We start from the raw sequence: 17,613 nt of genomic DNA, 5'->3' as shown, positions 1-17,613 counted from the left end.
GCTTTAGATACATGGAGGACAAGCCGATGGAGTCCAAGGTCCAGCTCACCGACCCGCGCGCCCTGCGCGCCTACGCGCACCCCACGCGGATGTCGCTCGTCGGGCTGCTCCGCCGCGAGGGGCCGTTCACGGCGACGCGGGCCGCGGAGCTGACCGGCGAATCCGTCGCCAGTTGCTCGTACCACCTGCGGATACTCGCCAAATACGGCCTGGTGGAAGAGGCACCGCCAGGACCCGGGCGGGAGAAGCCGTGGCGGGCGACGGCCGAGTTCACGAGTTGGCCCGGCTACTCCGAGGACACGGCGGTCGCGTCGGCGGCCGAGGCGCTGACGGTGGCCGTCGCCGAGAACTACTTCCACCGGATGACGCGGGCCATCGAGACGCGCGGCGCACTGCCCCGGAAGTGGCAGGAGGCCGAGCGCTTCACGGACACGTCCCTGTATGTGACGCCCGACGAACTGACCGCGCTCGGCGAGGAGATCGACGCGCTCCTGGCCCGGTACGCCGACCGGATCAACGACCCGGCCCGCCGCCCCGAGGGCGCCCGGCGGGTGCCCTACCTCCAGATCGGCTACGTCGACCCCGAGCACCCCGAGGACGGCCGCCCTCCGGAACCCGACCCCGAGGAGAGGTGAGCGCCGTGGTGCCGGAACTGCTCAGGCAGCGCCCCTTCCGGCGGTACTGGACGGGCCAGACCGTCTCGCTGCTCGGCGACCAGATCACCTTCCTGGCCATTCCGCTCGCCGCCGTCCTCGTGCTGCACGCCGACGCGGCCCAGATGGGCTGGCTGTCGCTGGCGGGCCTGCTGCCCGCGCTGCTGTTCTCGCTCCCGGCCGGGGCCTGGGCCGACCGGCGCGGTCGCCGCAGGCAGACCATGATCGCCGTCGACCTGCTGAGGGCGGCCCTGATGGTCTCGCTCCCGGTGGGTTACGCCCTCGGGGTGCTCACCCTGGCGCAGCTCTACGCGGTCGCCTTCGCCGTCGGCACGCTCGCCGTCGTCTTCGACGTCTGCAACGCCACGCTGTTCGTGTCGCTGGTGCGCCCCGAGGAGTATGTGCGGGGCAATTCGCTGACCAGCGGCAGCCGGGCCTTCTCGTTCGTGTCGGGCCCCAGCGTCGGCGGCCTGCTCGTGCAGGTGCTCGCCGCACCGCTCGCGCTGCTCGCCGACGCCTGCTCGTATCTGGTCTCGGCCGTGCTGCTCGCGCGGATAGACCCGGTGGAACCACCGGCCGCGCCGCCGCGCAAAGGGCACTTCACGGCGGGGCTGCGCTTCATCGTCCGCTCCCGCGTGCTGCGCCCGCTCGCGGCGGCGGCTGCGACGGTGAACTTCTTCAACTTCGTCTTCCACACCCTGGTGATCCTCTACGCCGTCGAACAGCTCGGCCTGAACGCGGGGCTGTTGGGCATGGCCATCGGGGCCGGCGCGGTCGGCAGCGTGATCGGCGCGGTGCTCACCGGACGGATCGCCCGGTCGATCGGGGTCGGGCCGACCCTGGTCCTGGGATTCATAGGGTTCCCCGCGCCGCTGATCCTGATCCCGTTGGCGACCGGGCCGACACCGATGCTGCTCGCCGCCTTCTTCGCCGCCGAATTCGCCTCCGGCTTCGGCCTGATGCTGCTCGACATCGCCAGCGGCTCCTTGCAGAGCGCCGTCATACCCGACGCCCTGCGCTCACGGGTCAGCGGCGCCTTCCGCACCGTCAACTACGGTGTCCGCCCGCTCGGCGCGCTCGTCGGCGGCACCCTCGGCAGCGCGATCGGACTGCGCCCGACGCTGTGGATCGCCACCGTCGGCGGCCTGCTCAGCGTGCTGTGGCTGCTGCCCTCGCCGATACCGCGCATACGCGAACTCCCCGACGAGGAGCCCGACCCGGCGGCGGAAGCGCAAGCGGAGACGGAAGCGGCGGCGGATCGGAGGGCGGCGGCAGCGACGTAGGCCCGCGCAGGCCGCCCCGCGCAGGCCGCCCCGCGCACCCGGCCCCGCTACTCCAGCCAGCCCTCGAACTGCGCGGCCAGCGCGTCCAGCGCCGACGTGTCGAGACGGGCGTCGCTGTCCTCGACGACCACCAGCCACTGGGCGTCCTCGGCGTCGTCCTCGCCCGCGAGGGCGTCCCGGACCAGGTGCGGCTCCTCGCGCAGGGCGAAGCGCGCGGTCAGCAGCTCGGCGACCTCCTCCGCGGCGTCGCGGTCGGGCAGCACCAGCACATGTCGTACGTCGCTCACCGCACCAGTGTCCCCGACGCGGTGCGGCGATGTCCGACCCCCGTGGGATGCTGGGCGGCGATGGCCAGGAAGACTGCTTCAGACGACCCGCTCGCTCCGCTCACGCTCGCCGTGGGCCAGGAGGACCTGCTGCTCGACCGCGCCGTGCGCGAGGTGGTCATGGCGGCCCGCGCGGCCGACGCGGACACCGATGTGCGGGACCTGGCCCCCGAGGCGCTCCAGCCGGGCACGCTGGCGGAGCTGACCAGCCCGTCGCTGTTCGCCGAGCGCAAGGTCGTGGTGGTGCGCAACGCGCAGGACCTGTCGGCGGACACGGTCAAGGACGTCAAGGCGTATCTGGCCGCGCCCGTCGAGGAGATCACGCTGGTCCTGCTGCACGCGGGCGGCGCCAAGGGCAAGGCGCTGCTGGACGCGGCGCGCAAGGCCGGGGCGCGCGAGGTGGCCTGCCCGAAGATGACGAAGCCCGCGGACCGGCTGGCGTTCGTGCGCGGCGAGTTCCGTACGCTGGGCCGCTCCGCCACGCCCGAGGCCACCCAGGCCCTGGTCGACTCGATCGGCAGCGACCTGCGGGAGCTGGCGAGCGCCTGCGCGCAGCTCGTCGCCGACATCGAAGGCACCATCGACGCGGCCGTGGTCGCCCGCTACTACACCGGCCGCGCCGAGGCCACCGGCTTCGAGGTCGCCGACCTCGCCGTCACCGGCCGTACCGCGGAGGCGCTGGAGCGGCTGCGCTGGGCGCTGTCCGTCGGCCAGCCGCTGCCCGGCATCACCTTCGCGCTGGCCTCCGGCGTCCGCGCCATCGGCAAGCTCGCCTCCGCGCCGCGCGGCGCCAACCCCGGCCAGCTCGCCAGGGACCTCGGCATGCCGCCCTGGAAGATCGACCGGGTCAGGCAGCAGATCCGCGGCTGGTCCGCGGACGGCGTCTCGACCGCCCTGCGGGCCGTCGCCGAGGCCGACGCCGCCGTCAAGGGCGGCAGCGCCGACCCCGCCTACGCCCTGGAGAAGGCCGTCGTCACCATCGCCCAGGCGTCCCGCGCCCGCTCCTGACCGGAGACCGGACCGCGCGACCCTCGGACAGCGGCCCTCGGACAGCGCCCCCCGTGCAGCGGCAGCACCCCTCCGACAGCGGCCCTCGGACAACAGAACCGCCCGTCCGGGACTCCCGGACGGGCGGTTCACGTCAGTGCTCTCACTGGGTGCGGTCGCGCCCGCGTGGCGAACGCAGATCGTGCGCGACCGCGGTGGTGCGAAGTGCGGGTCCGGGCGGTAGAGGGGCCGCTGGGTCCGGTTGCCCGCGATGAATCGAAAGAGCGGAGATCAGAGAGCGGAGACCGACTGAGCCAGCGCCGACTTCTTGTTGGCGGCCTGGTTCTTGTGGATGACGCCCTTGCTGACGGCCTTGTCGAGCTTCTTGGCGGCGAGACGAGCGGCCTCGGTGGCCTTCTCGGCGTCACCGGCGGCCACGGCCTCGCGGGTGCGACGGATCGCGGTCTTCAGCTCGGACTTGACGGCCTTGTTGCGCAGGCGCGCCTTCTCGTTGGTCTTGTTCCGCTTGATCTGGGACTTGATGTTCGCCACGAAAGAGCCTTCTCAGGTTCGATTGATACTTGGGTTGCTGCTTGGGGTGTGCTGCTTGGGGTGTGCTGCTCGGGGTTTGCCGCTTGGTACTGAAACGAGCAGATGCCTCGGGTTAGAGGGCACGAGGCACAGTGCTCCAGGCTACCAGCCGTTCACAGGACGGCCCAAACCGGTGCCGGTGCCGCAACCATGGGACGATAGCCCTTACGCCAGCCCCGCTCGCCCCGAGCAACCAGCCCGCCCGACCCGAGAAAATGGACCCTGCGTGCCCGCGACCCCTTCCCATGTGCCGGAGCCGAGCCGTACCGACCCGGCGTTGATCCGCAACTTCTGCATCATCGCGCACATCGACCACGGCAAGTCCACCCTCGCCGACCGGATGCTCCAGCTCACCGGCGTCGTCGACGCACGCCAGATGCGCGCCCAGTACCTCGACCGGATGGACATCGAGCGCGAGCGGGGCATCACGATCAAGTCGCAGGCCGTCCGGCTGCCCTGGGCGCCGACCACGGGCGACGGCACCGGCAGCACGCACATCCTGAACATGATCGACACCCCGGGCCACGTCGACTTCACCTACGAGGTCTCGCGGTCGCTGGCCGCCTGCGAGGGCACGGTCCTGCTGGTCGACGCGGCGCAGGGCATCGAGGCGCAGACCCTCGCCAACCTCTACCTGGCGATGGAGAACGACCTGACGATCGTTCCCGTGCTGAACAAGATCGACCTGCCGGCCGCCCAGCCGGAGAAGTTCTCCGAGGAGCTGGCCAACCTCATCGGCTGCGACCCCTCCGATGTGCTCAAGGTCTCGGCGAAGACCGGCGTCGGCGTGGACGCGCTGCTCGACCGGGTGGTCCAGGACGTGCCGCCGCCGGTCGGCGTCGCCGACGCGCCCGCCCGCGCGATGATCTTCGACTCCGTCTACGACTCCTACCGGGGCGTGGTCACCTACGTCCGGGTCATCGACGGCCAGCTCACCAAGCGTGAGCGGATCAAGATGATGTCCACCGGCGCCACCCACGAGCTGCTGGAGATCGGTGTCTCGTCGCCCGAGATGAAGCCGCACGACGGCCTCGGCGTCGGCGAGGTCGGCTATCTGATCACGGGTGTGAAGGACGTACGGCAGTCCAAGGTCGGTGACACCATCACCACCTTGAACCGCGGCGCGACCGAGGCGCTGGGCGGCTACAAGGACCCCAAGCCCATGGTGTTCTCCGGCCTCTACCCGCTGGACGGCTCCGACTACCCCGAGCTGCGCGAGGCGCTGGACAAGCTCCAGCTCAACGACGCGGCGCTGGTCTACGAGCCGGAGACGTCCGCCGCCCTCGGCTTCGGCTTCCGCGTCGGCTTCCTCGGCCTGCTGCACCTCGACGTGATCCGCGAGCGCCTGGAGCGCGAATTCGGCCTCGACCTGATCGCGACCGCGCCCAACGTGGTCTACCGCGTCGTCATGGAGGACCGCACCGAGTACACGGTCACCAACCCCAGCGAGTTCCCCGAGGGCAAGATCGCCGAGGTCTACGAGCCGGTGGTCAGGGCGACGGTGCTGGCGCCCACCGAGTTCATCGGCGCGATCATGGAGCTGTGCCAGAACCGGCGCGGCTCGCTGCTCGGCATGGACTACCTCTCCGAGGACCGGGTCGAGATCCGCTACACCCTGCCGCTGGCCGAGATCGTCTTCGACTTCTTCGACAACCTGAAGTCCAAGACCCGCGGCTACGCCTCGCTCGACTACGAGCCCACCGGCGAGCAGAGCGCCGACCTGGTCAAGGTCGACATCCTGCTGCACGGCGACAAGGTGGACGCCTTCTCCGCGATCACCCACAAGGACAAGGCGTACGCGTACGGCGTCCGGCTGGTGGCCAAGCTGCGCGAGCTGATCCCGCGGCAGAACTTCGAGGTGCCGATCCAGGCCGCCATCGGCGCCCGCGTGATCGCCCGCGAGACCGTCCGCGCCATCCGCAAGGACGTGCTGGCCAAGTGCTACGGCGGTGACATCTCGCGTAAGCGCAAGCTGCTGGAGAAGCAGAAGGAAGGCAAGAAGCGGATGAAGATGGTCGGCAACGTGGAGGTGCCGCAGGAGGCGTTCATCGCCGTCCTGTCGACCGACTCCGAGGGCGAGTCGAAGGCGAAGAAGTAGAAGAAGCAGGTGAGGGGCGGGGTCCGGGGCCGAAGCGGCAGGGGATGAGGCGAACGGGGCGTCCGGGGCAACCGGCGGGCCTTCCCCTCTTACGCGCCGGGCGTCGGCCCTCTACCCTGATCCGACGTAGGTTACTGGTGAGTTAAGAACACAGGCGCGGGCCCGGAGGTTGTCGTGACCGACACACAGACGTTGATCGAGAATCGGCCGCCCTCCGTGGCGACGCTCTTTCTGGAGCGCGTGACGGCGACCCCCGACGCGGAGGCGTACCGCTTCCCCGTCCCGTCCGAGAGCGGCCAGGGCCCCGACACCTGGCAGGCGCTCACCTGGGGCGCCGCCGCCGAGCGGGTCTACGCCATCGCCGCCGGCCTGATGGACCTCGGCATCCGGCCCGAGGAGCGGGTGGCGATCTCGTCCAACACCTCGGTCGACTGGATCCTCGCCGACCTGGGCATCCTGTGCGCGGGCGCGGCCACCACCACCGTCTACCCGAGCACCAACGCCGACGAGACCGCGTTCATCCTCGCCGACTCCGGCAGCCGCGTCCTGATCGCGGAGAACGCGGCGCAGCTCGCCAAGGCCCGCGAGCGCCGCGCCGAGCTGCCCGAGCTGACGCATGTCGTGGTCATGGACGCGGCCGGGGCGGCCGACACGGACGGCGACGGCTGGGTGCTGTCGCTCGACGAGCTGATCAAGCGCGGCGCCGCCTACCTGGAGCGGCACCCGGCCGCCGTCACCGACGCCGTCGCCGCCATCACCAAGGACCAGCTCGCCACCCTCATCTACACCTCCGGCACCACGGGCCGCCCCAAGGGCGTCCGGCTGCCGCAGGACTGCTGGGCGTACATGGCGCGCGCCATCGAGGCGATCGGGCTGCTCGACGAGAACGACGTTCAGTACCTGTGGCTGCCCCTCGCGCACGTCTTCGGCAAGGTGCTGACCGCCGGGCACATCACCGTCGGCCACGTCACCGCCGTCGACGGCCGCGTCGACAAGATCATCGAGAATCTGCCGGTCGTCCAGCCGACCTACATGGCCGCCGTGCCGAGGATCTTCGAGAAGGTCTACAACGGGGTCGCCGCCAAGGCCAGGGCGGGCGGGGGCGCCAAGTACAAGATCTTCCTGTGGGCGGCCGAGGTCGCCCGCGAGTACGCCAAGGCCGCGCAGAACAGCATGCGGCTGACCGGCGTCCCGACCGTGCCGGTCGGCCTGCGCACCAAGCACGCGATCGCCGACAAGCTCGTCTACGCCAAGATCCGCGAGGCGTTCGGCGGGAAGCTGCGCGCCTGCGTGTCCGGCTCGGCCGCGCTCGCCCCCGAGATCGGCTACTTCTTCTCCGGCGCCGGAATCCACATCCTGGAGGGCTACGGCCTCACCGAGTCCAGCGCCGCCAGCTTCGTCAACCCCGGCGAGTCCTACCGCACCGGCACCGTCGGCAAGGCGCTGCCCGGCCTGGAGGTCCGGATCGCCGAGGACGGCGAGATCCTGCTGCGCGGCCCCGGCATCATGCAGGGCTACCACGGGCTGCCCGAGAAGACCGCCGAGGTGCTGGAGTCCGACGGCTGGTTCCACACCGGCGACATCGGCGAACTGTCGCCCGACGGCTTCCTGAAGATCACCGACCGCAAGAAGGACCTGATCAAGACCTCGGGCGGCAAGTACATCGCGCCCGCCGAGGTCGAGGGACAGTTCAAGGCGGTGTGCCCCTTCGTCAGCAACGTCCTGGTCGTCGGCGGCGGCCGGAATTTCTGTACGGCGCTGCTCGCCCTCGACGAGCCCACCATCCTCGTCTGGGCCGCGGAGCACGGCCTCGAAGGCCGCTCGTACGCCGATGTCGTCGGCACCGACGAGGTCCGCGAACTCATCGCCGGCTACGTCCAGCGCGTCAACGACAACCTCCAGCGCTGGCAGCAGATCCGCGAATTCCGCGTCCTGCCCCGCGACCTCGACATCGAGCACGGCGACCTCACCCCGAGCCTGAAGCTCAAGCGCCCGGTCGTCGAGCGCGAATTCGCCCCGCTGATCGAGGAGATGTACGCCGGAGCGCGCGAGGCGTAAGCCCCCGCGAGCGGCGCGCAGGGTACCCCTCGCGGGCGCGCCGCGCCCGGAGTTGGCCGGGCGGGGACCGATTCGGGGGACCCCGGGGGTCACGCGGCGCGTTCGGACGGGTTCGGTGTGTCACGGTGTGTGCGTTGTCGCCGCATCCTCGGGAGCCGCCTGTGAGGCTCGACCCGCCACGCCCCCGCGAGGGCACCGGCACCCGTACCGCCAGCACCCGTACCGGCGCCGGTATCAGCACCGGCACCGCTGCCGGGACCACGCTGCCCGGCAATCAGCTCGCGGCGGGCGCCGCCCGGCGCTTCCTGCGGGCCGCGCTCGCCGACTGGACGAGCCAGGGCCTGCCGGAGGCCGCCGCGTTCACCGAACAGGTCGTGGACGACGCGATCCTGCTGGTCAGCGAGCTGGTGACCAACGCGGTGATCCACGCGGGCACCACCGTGGACGTCCTGTGCCGACTGGAGACGAGAGCGCAGGCGGCGGCGGAGGCGTTCGGGGACAGCGGGTCGCGGGAGCCCGGTCTGGTGATCGAGGTGTCCGACCAGTACCCGGCACGGGTGCTGCGCGGCGACGACCGGCCGGACCCCGGCGACCACAGGGAAGGCGGTCGCGGCCTGCAACTCGTCGCCGCCCTGTCCGACGCCTGGGGCATCAGCTACCGCCGCGACCGTAAAACCGTCTGGTGCCGCCTCGACCTCACCGGCCCGTCCCCGGCCGCAGGAAGCGAAGAGAGCGAAGACGAGAGCGAGGAGCCGCTACGGCGCGGCCTGCGGGCCGCCGAGATCCTGGCGCCCGCGCCCTCCGGCTCCGCCCGGAAAGCGGACTCCGACTGGATCAACCGCGGCTCCCTGTCCTTCCTCGCCGAGGCGTCCGACCTGCTCGCGGGCCAGCTCGACGAGGACAACGTGGCCGTGCTGGCGACCCAGCTCCTCGTGCCGCGGCTCGCGGACTGGTGCGCGGTCTGGCTCTACGGGACCGGCGGCCGGCCACGGCTGTCCAGCGTCTGGCACGGCGCGGAGCACCGTATCGACGGCCTGCGCGCCGTACTGGAGAAAACCCCGCCCCCGCCGGGCCTGCGCTCCGGCACCCGCCTCGGCGGCGCCATGCCGTGGCCCTGGCCGGCCACCGACGACATGTGGGAGCACGGCGGCGCGCTGGCCGTACCGCTGGTCGCCGCCGGGCGCTGGCACGGCACGCTGCTGCTCGGCCGCACCGGCCTGCTCGGTCTGCCGGGCGAGGTGGTCGGCCTGGTCGAGGACTTCGGGCGCCGGGTCGCGCTCGCCGTGGACACCGCGCGGCAGTACGCCCGCCAGGCGATGATCAGCACCGTCCTGCAACGCGGCCTGCTGCCGCCCGCCGCGGGCCGCATCCCCGGCGTCGACCACGCCGTGGTGTACGAGCCCACGGCCGGCGACTGGGTCGGCGGCGACTTCTACGACCTGTTCCCCGCGGGCGACGGCCGCTGGTGCTTCGCCCTCGGCGACGTCTGCGGCAACGGCCCCGAGGCCGCCTCGCTGACCGGCATCGCCCGCCCGGTCCTGCGGCTGCTGGCCCGCGAGGGCTACGGCGTCCCCGACGTCCTCGACCGCCTCAACAAGGCGCTCGCCGACGAGGCCGCCACCGCCCTGATCGGCGAGACCGGCGACTGGGAGGGCGGCCAGGCCCGCTTCCTGTCGCTGCTCTACGGCGAGATTGTGCCGTACGCCACAGGCCGCGGCGCCCGCTGCACGCTCGCCTCGGCAGGCCACCCGCTGCCGCTGGTCCTCACCCCGGACGGGCGGGTACGCGAGGCCGCGAGTCCGCAGATGCTGCTCGGCATCGGCGACGACACACGGTACGACTGCGAGTCCTTCGACCTCACCCCCGGCGAGACACTGCTGTGCGTCACCGACGGCGTCACCGAACGCCGCCGCGGGCACCGGCAGTTCGACGACGACGACGGCCTGGCGGCGGCGCTCGGCGGCTGCGTGGGGCTGAACGCCGTCGCCGTCGCGGAACGCATCAGGCGCGCGGTCCACGAGTACGACGACGCGCCGCCCGCCGACGACCTGGCGCTGCTGGTCCTCCAGGCGAGGTGAGCGCGCCGGGACCGGCGTCCGAACGGGGCCGGGACCGGGACCCGAGCGGGGCCGGGACCGGGACCCGAGCGGGGCCGCGACCGGCATCCGAGCGGGACCGGGACCGCGACCCGAGCGAGGCCGGCGACCGCGCGGATTCGGGCACCTCGCGCGTACCGGATACTGGACAGATGCCTTCCGTACTGCCTGATGGTGAGCCCGTGCCCGCGGACGGGACGCTGCCCGCGCACGCGCTCGACGGGGCGGCGGACCGGCCGCTCGGCTTCTACCTGCACGTGCCGTACTGCGCGACGCGCTGCGGCTACTGCGACTTCAACACCTACACCGCCACCGAATTGCGCGGCTCGGGCGGCGCCCTCGCCTCCCGCGAGAACTACGCGGACGTGCTCACCGACGAGATCCGGCTGGCCAGGAAGGTCCTGGGCGACGACCCGCGCCCGGTCGAGACGGTCTTCGTCGGCGGCGGCACCCCGACGCTGCTGCCCGCCGCCGACCTCGTCCGCGCCTTGGCCGCGATCCGCGACGAATTCGGCCTCGCCGACGGCGCCGAGATCACCACGGAGGCCAACCCGGAGTCCGTCGACCCCGGCTACCTCGCGGAACTGCGCGCGGGCGGCTTCAACCGGGTGTCGTTCGGGATGCAGAGCGCGCGGCAGCACGTACTGAAGGTGCTGGACCGCACCCATACCCCGGGGCGGCCCGAGGCATGCGTCGCCGAGGCGCGCGCCGCCGGATTCGAGCACGTCAACCTCGACCTGATCTACGGCACGCCGGGGGAGTCCGACGACGACTGGCGCGCCTCCCTGGACGCGGCCGTCGCCGCGGGTCCCGACCACGTGTCCGCGTACGCGCTGATCGTCGAGGAGGGCACGCGGCTCGCCCGGCAGATCCGGCGCGGCGAGGTGCCCATGACCGACGACGACGTGCACGCCGACCGCTACCTCATCGCGGACGAGCGGCTGGCCGCCGCGGGCTTCACCTGGTACGAGGTCTCCAACTGGGCCACCACCCCCGCCGGGCGCTGCACCCACAACGAGCTGTACTGGACCGGCGCCGACTGGTGGGGCGCGGGGCCCGGCGCCCACAGCCACGTCGGCGGCGTGCGCTGGTGGAACGTCAAGCACCCCGGCGCCTACGCGCAGGCCCTCGGCGAAGGACGCTCACCCGGCGCCGGGCGGGAGATCCTCACCGCGGAGGACCGCCGCGTCGAGCGCGTCCTGCTGGAACTGCGCCTCGCCGACGGCTGCCCCCTCGACCTCCTCGCCGAGGAGGGCGCCCGCGCCGCCGCCCGCGCGGTAACGGACGGCCTCCTGGAGGCCGGTCCTTACGCGGACGGCCGCGCCGTCCTCACCCTGCGCGGCCGACTCCTGGCCGACGCCGTCGTCAGGGACCTGGTCGACTAGGAGCCGCCCCGGGGCGGCTCCTTACGGCGCCGCCACGAAGTCGATCAAGTGCTCCACCGCGCCCAGCAGCTCCGGCTGGAGGTCCTTGTAGGTGTGGACCGAGGCCAGGATCCGCTGCCACGCCTCACCCGTCGTCATGTTCCAGCCGAGGCTGCGGCAGACCCCCGTCTTCCAGTCCTCGCCGCGCGGGACGCGCGGCCACTCCCGGATGCCGACGGAGGACGGCTTCACGGCCTCCCACACGTCGATATAGGGGTGGCCGACGATCAGGACGTCCGCCCCGGTGACCGCCGCCGCGATACGGGACTCCTTGGAGCCCGGCACCAGGTGGTCGACCAGGACGCCCAGGCGGGCGTCGGGCCCCGGCGAGAAGGACTCGACGATGGCCGGGAGGTCGTCCACCCCCTCCAGGTACTCGACCACGACGCCCTCGACGCGCAGGTCGTGCCCCCAGACGCGTTCGACCAGCTCGGCGTCGTGCCGGCCCTCGACGTAGATCCGTCCGGCGCGCGCCACCCGCGCCTTCGCGCCGGTGACCGCGATCGAGCCGGAGGCGGACAGCAGGGGCCCGCGCGGGCCCGGCGCCTGCGGGCGGACGAGGGTGACCTGCTTGCCGTCGATGAGGAAGCCGCGCGGCTCCATCGGGAAGACGCGGTGCTTGCCGAAGCGGTCCTCCAGCGTGACCGTCAGCCCCTCGGCGGTCTTCTCCACCCGCACCACGGCCCCGCAGAAACCGGTGCCGACCTCCTCGACCACCAGATCCCGCTCCGCGGCCACCTCGGGCGCGGGGGTACTCCGCTTCCACGGGGGAGTGAGGTCGGGGTCGTCGTAACTCCTGCTGCGCATGAGGGAGATCGTAACCAGGGCGGCTACGCGACGGACCCGAAGCGGGCCGCCAGCGCGTCGCGCTGGGCCCGTACGAAGCGGGCGTCGACCACCGCGCCGTGGCCGGGCACGTAACGGGCCGTCTCGCCGCCGAGGGCGAGCAGCGCGTCCAGGGTGCCGGGCCAGCGGTCGGGCGCCGCGTCGTCGTCGGCCTGCGGCTCGCCCGACTCCTCGACCAGGTCGCCGCAGAAGACCACGGCGGGATCGCTCGGGGTGGCGCCCGGCACGACCACCACCAGGTCGTTGCGGGTGTGGCCGGGGCCGGGGTGGACCAGCAGCACCGGACGGTCGCGGCCCAGGTCCAGGGCGTACTCGCCGCTGACCGGGTGGTCGGGCAGCACCAGGGCCTCGGCGGCCCGCGCCGCCTCCGCCGGGTCGGTGCCGAAGGCGACCGCCGACTCGCGCAGCGCCTCCCGCTCGCGCCGCAGCAGCGCGGCCAGCGACGTCTGCCCGTACACCTCGGCGCCGGGGAAGGCCGCGGTGCCGAAGACGTGGTCGAAATGGCCGTGGGTGAGCGCGACATGGGTGACGGTCCTGCCGGTCAGCGCCTCGACCTGGGCCCGCAGCTCGGCGCCCTCCCGCAGCGTGGAGCCGGTGTCGACCAGCAGCACACCGTCGTCGCCGACCACCAGTCCGATGGTCACATCCAGATGCGGCAGCCGCCGCCGCGCGACACCGGGAGCCAGCTGCTCCCACCCCGTGCCCTCCACCGGCTCCGCCGGTTCCGCAGATCTCACGTGACCGACGCTATCGCCGCCGCGCCCGCGCCGCCCGTCGTCCCCCGCCGTCCCCTGCCGCCCGTCGCCGACCGCCGCTCCGTCGCCTCGTACCGCCGCCCATCCCGCCACACTTCGCCCACCCGTACGGTGCCCTTGCCTCGCCCTCGCTACCTCGCCGTACACTTGCTGCGGGGCGGCTGGCACTCGAAACGCAGGAGTGCCAGGCCAGGGCGGTTTTAAGGACCGGTAGACGGACGAGGCCATACGGCTGGAGGTGCGCGATGCTGAGCGAACGCAGGCTCGAAGTGCTGCGTGCCATCGTCCAGGACTATGTCGGGACCGAGGAGCCGGTCGGCTCCAAGGCGCTCACCGAACGGCACCGGCTGGGCGTCTCGCCCGCCACCGTGCGCAACGACATGGCGGTCCTGGAGGACGAGGGATACATCGCCCAGCCGCACACCAGCGCTGGCCGCATTCCCACCGACAAGGGCTACCGGCTCTTCGTCGACAAGCTCGCGGGCGTCAAACCGCTGTCGTCGGCCGAGCGCCGCGCGATCCAGAACTTCCTGGACGGCGCGGTCGACCTCGACGACGTGGTCGGCCGTACGGTACGGCTGCTCGCGCAGCTCACCCGGCAGGTCGCCGTCGTGCAGTACCCGTCGCTGACCCGCTCGTCGGTCCGGCACGTGGAACTGCTGCCGCTGGCGCCCGCCCGCGTGATGCTCGTGCTGATCACCGACACCGGCCGCGTCGAACAGCGGCTCATCGACTGCTCCGCGCCGATCGGCGAGACCGTGCTCGGCGACCTGCGCGCCCGGCTCAACAGCCGGGTCGTCGGCCGCCGCTTCGCGGACGTGCCCCCGCTGGTCCAGGACCTGCCGGACGGCTTCGACCCGGACGACCGCCCCGCGGTCACCGCCGTGCTCGCCACGCTCCTCGAAACGCTCGTCGAGGAGACCGAGGAGCGGATCATGCTCGGCGGCGCGGCGAATCTCACCCGGTTCAACCACGACTTCCCGCTGACGATCCGGCCGGTGCTCGAAGCCCTCGAAGAGCAGATGGTGCTCCTCAAACTGCTCGGCGAGGCCAAGGATTCGGGCATGACCGTACGGATCGGTCATGAGAATTTTCACGAGGGGCTCAATTCCACTTCGGTGGTGGCGGTCGGCTACGGTTCGGGCGACGAGGCAGTCGCCAAACTCGGCGTGGTCGGACCGACCCGCATGGACTACCCCGGAACGATGGGAGCGGTACGCGCAGTGGCACGTTACGTCGGACAGATCCTGGCGGAGTCGTAAGTGGCCACGGACTACTACGCCGTTCTCGGCGTGCGCCGCGACGCAGGCCCGGACGAGATCAAGAAGGCGTTCCGCCGGCTCGCCCGTGAGCTGCACCCGGACGTCAATCCGGACCCCAAGACGCAGGAGCGGTTCAAGGAGATCAACGCCGCCTACGAGGTGCTCTCCGACCCGCAGAAGAAGCAGGTCTACGACCTCGGCGGCGATCCGCTGGCCGCCGGTGGCGGAGGCGGCGCGGGCGGCTTCGGCGCGGGCTTCGGCAACTTCAGCGACATCATGGACGCCTTCTTCGGGCAGTCGCAGCAGCGCGGGCCGCGTTCGCGCACCCGGCGCGGCCAGGACGCGATGATCCGGCTGGAGATCGAGCTGGACGAGGCCGCGTTCGGCACTACCAAGGACATCCAGGTCGACACCGCCGTGACCTGCGGCACCTGCAACGGCGAGGGGGCCGCGCCCGGCACCGCCGCGCAGACCTGCGACATGTGCCGCGGTCGCGGCGAGGTCTCCCAGGTCACCCGGTCCTTCCTCGGCCAGGTCATGACGTCCAGGCCCTGCCCGCAGTGCCAGGGCTTCGGCACCGTCGTGCCCACCCCCTGCCCCGAGTGCGCGGGCGACGGCCGGGTCCGCTCCCGCCGTACGCTCACCGTCAAGATCCCCGCGGGTGTCGACAACGGCACACGTATCCAGCTCGCGGGCGAGGGCGAGGTCGGCCCCGGCGGCGGCCCGGCCGGTGACCTCTACGTCGAGATCCGCGAGGTCCCGCACCCGGTCTTCCAGCGGCGCGGCGACGACCTGCACTGCACGGTCACCATCCCGATGACGGCCGCGTCCCTCGGCACCAAGTGCCCGCTGGAGACGCTGGACGGCCTGGAGGAGATCGACATCAGGCCCGGCACGCAGTCCGGCCAGTCCATCCCGCTCCACCAGCGCGGTGTCACGCACCTGCGCGGCGGCGGGCGCGGCGACCTCGTCGTGCACGTCGAAGTCCTCACCCCCAGCAAGCTCGACGCCGAGCAGGAGAATCTGCTGCGGCAGCTCGCCGTGCTGCGCGGCGAGGAGCGGCCCCTGGGGCAGTTCGCGCCGGGCCAGCAGGGCCTCTTCTCCCGTCTCAAGGACGCCTTCAACGGGCGGTAGCGCGCCCGCGCTCCGCACGAGGGTGCCCCCCGCGGGGGGGGTGAGCCGGTCTTTTCAGGGGCGCGGGGAACCGCGGACCGGCCGAATGGCTCCCGCGGGTCACCACCGGCCCCAGAGGGGCGGATCGCTACGTCCTCGGACCACCGGCCCGGCGGGGGCTTGTCGCGCGGTTCCCCGCGCCCTGAAAAACGAGGCACCGCCTCACGTGAGGCGGACGCGGGGGCCGCGCCCCGCACGGGGTACCGCACCTCGCCGGGAGGCGGCATGGCACGATGAACGGCATGTCCGCGTTGACCGATCTCTCGTCGTTCTCGGCGTATCCGATCATTCAGGCGCCGATGGCCGGAGGCGCGTCGAATCCGCAGCTCGCCGCGGCCGTGGGGGCGGCGGGCGGCCTGGGCTTTCTGGCCGCCGGGTACAAGACCTCCGAGGCGATGTACGAGGAGATCCGGCAGGTCCGGCATCTCAGCTCGCACCCGTTCGGGGTGAATCTGTTCATGCCGCAGCCCGCGACGGCGGATCCGTCCGCGGTCGCGGTGTACGCCGAGCAGTTGGCGGGGGAGTCCGCCTGGTACGGGACGCCGCTGGGCGACCCGGACAGCGGGACCGACGACGCGTACGACGCGAAGGTCGCGATCCTGCTGGAGGACCCGGTGCCGATGGTGAGCTTCACCTTCGGGTGCCCGGAGCGCTCGGTGCTCGACGCCTTCGCGAAGGCCGGTACGTACACCGTCGTGACGGTCACCTCGCCGTCCGAGGCGCTGGCCGCGCAGTGGTCGGGGGCGGACGCGGTGTGCGTCCAGGGCGTGGAGGCGGGCGGCCACCAGGGCACCCACCGCGACGACCCGCAGCTCGACGGCGCGGGTTTCGGGCTGCTGTCGCTGGTGCCGCAGGTACGCGAGGCCGTGCAGCTGCCGCTGATCGCGGCGGGCGGGCTGATGCGCGGCGGGCAGGTCGCGGCGGTGCTCGCGGCGGGCGCGGACGCGGCGCAGCTCGGCACGGCGTTCCTGGTCTGCCCGGAGTCCGGGGCGAGTCCGCTGCACAAGCGGGCCGTCACCGATCCGGTCTTCGCCCGCACCGAACTGACCCGCGCCTTCTCCGGGCGGCCCGCGCGCGGGCTGCTCAACCGCTTCATCCGCGAGCACGGGCCGTACGCGCCGCCCGGATACCCGCAGATCCACCACCTCACCTCCGGGCTGCGCAAGGCCGCCGCCGCGGCGGGCGATCCGCAGGGCATGGCCCTGTGGGCCGGTCAGGGCCATCGGCTGGCCCGTGACGTCTCCGCCGGGCGCCTGGTCGAACTCCTCGTCGAAGAACTCCACGCCGCCCGGGAGGCGCTCGCATGACGGCCCCCGTCTTCCTGGTCGAACCCGCCGCGCTGGACGGCTCCCCGTCCACCGTCACCCTCACCGGGCCCGAGGGGCGGCACGCGGTCTCCGTGCGCCGCCTCACGCCCGGCGAGGCGATCGTCCTCACGGACGGGGGCGGGCGCGGTGCCTACGGGGTGGTCGCCGCCGTCTCCGGCAAGGACGTGCTCGACGTCGAGGTACGCGAGACGCGGGTCGAACCCGAGCCCGCCGTGCGGATCACCGTCGTCCAGGCGCTGCCCAAGGGGGACCGCGGGGAGCTGGCCGTCGAGACCATGACGGAGGCCGGGGTCGACGCCGTCGTTCCCTGGGCGGCGGCCCGCTGTGTCACCCAGTGGCGCGGTGACCGGGGCGCCAAGGCCCTGGCGAAGTGGCGGTCCACCGCGCGGGAGGCCGCCAAGCAGGCGCGGCGCCTGCGGTTTCCCTCCGTGGCGGACCTGATGACGACCCGTCAGGTCGCCGGGCTGTTGGCCGGCGCCGAATTCGCCGGGGTCCTCCATGAGGAGGGCTCGGCCGCGCTGGCCTCCGCCGCGCTGCCCGCGTCCGGGTCCGTCGTGCTCGTCGTCGGGCCGGAAGGCGGGGTCTCCGCCGAGGAGATCGCCACGCTCGGCGCCACCGCCTACCGCCTGGGCCCCACCGTCCTGCGCACCTCCACCGCCGGGGTGGCCGCCGCCTCCGTCCTCCTCGCCCGCACCGGCCGCTGGTCCTGACCTTCCGACCCACCCGGCCTTAC

15 protein-coding genes are annotated in these 17,613 nt (G+C 72.6%); 11 read left to right on the top strand and 4 right to left on the bottom strand.

Features of this window, described 5'->3' with window-relative positions:
- Positions 1-11 precede the first annotated feature (11 nt).
- Both ACFY9V_RS08860 and ACFY9V_RS08855 read left to right on the top strand, forming a co-directional pair.
- A complete protein-coding gene (locus ACFY9V_RS08860) occupies positions 12-635 on the top strand; it encodes a helix-turn-helix domain-containing protein (protein ID WP_391160306.1) in 624 nt (207 codons plus the stop codon).
- A complete protein-coding gene (locus ACFY9V_RS08855; protein ID WP_391160303.1) occupies positions 632-1,936 on the top strand; it encodes an MFS transporter in 1,305 nt (434 codons plus the stop codon). The genes ACFY9V_RS08860 and ACFY9V_RS08855 overlap by 4 nt, the downstream gene beginning before the upstream one ends.
- A gap of 47 nt (positions 1,937-1,983) precedes the next feature.
- Here the strand turns inward: ACFY9V_RS08855 and ACFY9V_RS08850 are convergent, their stop codons facing one another.
- A complete protein-coding gene (locus tag ACFY9V_RS08850; protein WP_391047534.1) occupies positions 1,984-2,223 on the bottom strand; it encodes a hypothetical protein in 240 nt (79 codons plus the stop codon).
- Between the two features lie 60 nt (positions 2,224-2,283).
- On the opposite strand from ACFY9V_RS08850, the gene holA reads away from it, so the two are divergent.
- Positions 2,284-3,270, top strand: a complete 987-nt coding sequence (holA, locus tag ACFY9V_RS08845; RefSeq protein ID WP_355348876.1) for a DNA polymerase III subunit delta — start codon at positions 2,284-2,286, stop codon at positions 3,268-3,270.
- Between the two features lie 270 nt (positions 3,271-3,540).
- Here holA and rpsT read toward each other — a convergent pair whose 3' ends face one another.
- A complete protein-coding gene (gene rpsT / locus ACFY9V_RS08840; RefSeq protein WP_188280821.1) occupies positions 3,541-3,801 on the bottom strand; it encodes a 30S ribosomal protein S20 in 261 nt (86 codons plus the stop codon).
- A gap of 265 nt (positions 3,802-4,066) precedes the next feature.
- Here rpsT and lepA point away from each other — a divergent pair, with 265 nt between their 5' ends.
- The 4 genes from lepA (at position 4,067) to hemW (ending at position 11,477) form a co-directional block, all read left to right on the top strand.
- Positions 4,067-5,938, top strand: coding sequence for a translation elongation factor 4 (gene lepA, locus ACFY9V_RS08835; protein ID WP_391116797.1), 1,872 nt, complete (start codon positions 4,067-4,069; stop codon positions 5,936-5,938).
- 174 nt (positions 5,939-6,112) lie between these two features.
- Complete coding sequence (locus ACFY9V_RS08830; protein ID WP_355348869.1) at positions 6,113-7,996, top strand: AMP-dependent synthetase/ligase; 1,884 nt, start codon at positions 6,113-6,115, stop codon at positions 7,994-7,996.
- 161 nt (positions 7,997-8,157) lie between these two features.
- Positions 8,158-10,074 carry a SpoIIE family protein phosphatase gene (locus ACFY9V_RS08825; RefSeq protein WP_391160301.1) on the top strand — a complete coding sequence of 639 codons (1,917 nt, stop codon included), beginning with the start codon at positions 8,158-8,160 and terminating at the stop codon, positions 10,072-10,074.
- Between the two features lie 170 nt (positions 10,075-10,244).
- Complete coding sequence (gene hemW, locus ACFY9V_RS08820) at positions 10,245-11,477, top strand: radical SAM family heme chaperone HemW (RefSeq protein ID WP_391160299.1); 1,233 nt, start codon at positions 10,245-10,247, stop codon at positions 11,475-11,477.
- A 21-nt stretch (positions 11,478-11,498) separates the two neighbouring features.
- Here hemW and ACFY9V_RS08815 read toward each other — a convergent pair whose 3' ends face one another.
- Together ACFY9V_RS08815 and ACFY9V_RS08810 are read right to left on the bottom strand one after the other, a co-directional pair.
- Positions 11,499-12,323: a DUF3097 family protein gene (locus ACFY9V_RS08815; RefSeq protein ID WP_391047525.1), complete on the bottom strand. Its 825-nt coding sequence runs from the start codon at positions 12,321-12,323 to the stop codon at positions 11,499-11,501.
- A 23-nt stretch (positions 12,324-12,346) separates the two neighbouring features.
- Positions 12,347-13,099, bottom strand: coding sequence for an MBL fold metallo-hydrolase (locus ACFY9V_RS08810; protein ID WP_391160297.1), 753 nt, complete (start codon positions 13,097-13,099; stop codon positions 12,347-12,349).
- A gap of 263 nt (positions 13,100-13,362) precedes the next feature.
- Between ACFY9V_RS08810 and hrcA the strand changes: the two genes are divergently transcribed.
- The 4 genes from hrcA to ACFY9V_RS08790 all read left to right on the top strand — a co-directional run bounded on the left by hrcA (position 13,363) and on the right by ACFY9V_RS08790 (position 17,590).
- Positions 13,363-14,379, top strand: coding sequence for a heat-inducible transcriptional repressor HrcA (gene hrcA, locus ACFY9V_RS08805; protein WP_355348857.1), 1,017 nt, complete (start codon positions 13,363-13,365; stop codon positions 14,377-14,379).
- The gene (dnaJ, locus tag ACFY9V_RS08800) at positions 14,380-15,513 is read left to right on the top strand and encodes a molecular chaperone DnaJ (RefSeq protein ID WP_355348854.1); all 1,134 of its coding nucleotides are present in this window, start codon (positions 14,380-14,382) and stop codon (positions 15,511-15,513) included.
- Positions 15,514-15,794: 281 nt separating this feature from the next.
- Positions 15,795-16,859, top strand: coding sequence for a nitronate monooxygenase (locus ACFY9V_RS08795; RefSeq protein WP_391116785.1), 1,065 nt, complete (start codon positions 15,795-15,797; stop codon positions 16,857-16,859).
- Positions 16,856-17,590 (top strand): 16S rRNA (uracil(1498)-N(3))-methyltransferase, encoded by a 735-nt coding sequence (locus tag ACFY9V_RS08790; protein ID WP_391160295.1) that lies wholly within the window; start codon positions 16,856-16,858, stop codon positions 17,588-17,590. Before ACFY9V_RS08795 ends, ACFY9V_RS08790 begins: the two co-directional genes overlap by 4 nt.
- Positions 17,591-17,613 lie beyond the last annotated feature (23 nt).

It is taken from the genome of Streptomyces sp. NPDC008317 (assembly GCF_042955955.1).
GTDB lineage: Bacteria > Actinomycetota > Actinomycetes > Streptomycetales > Streptomycetaceae > Actinacidiphila.
This window is presented reverse-complemented; position numbering and strand designations above follow the sequence as displayed.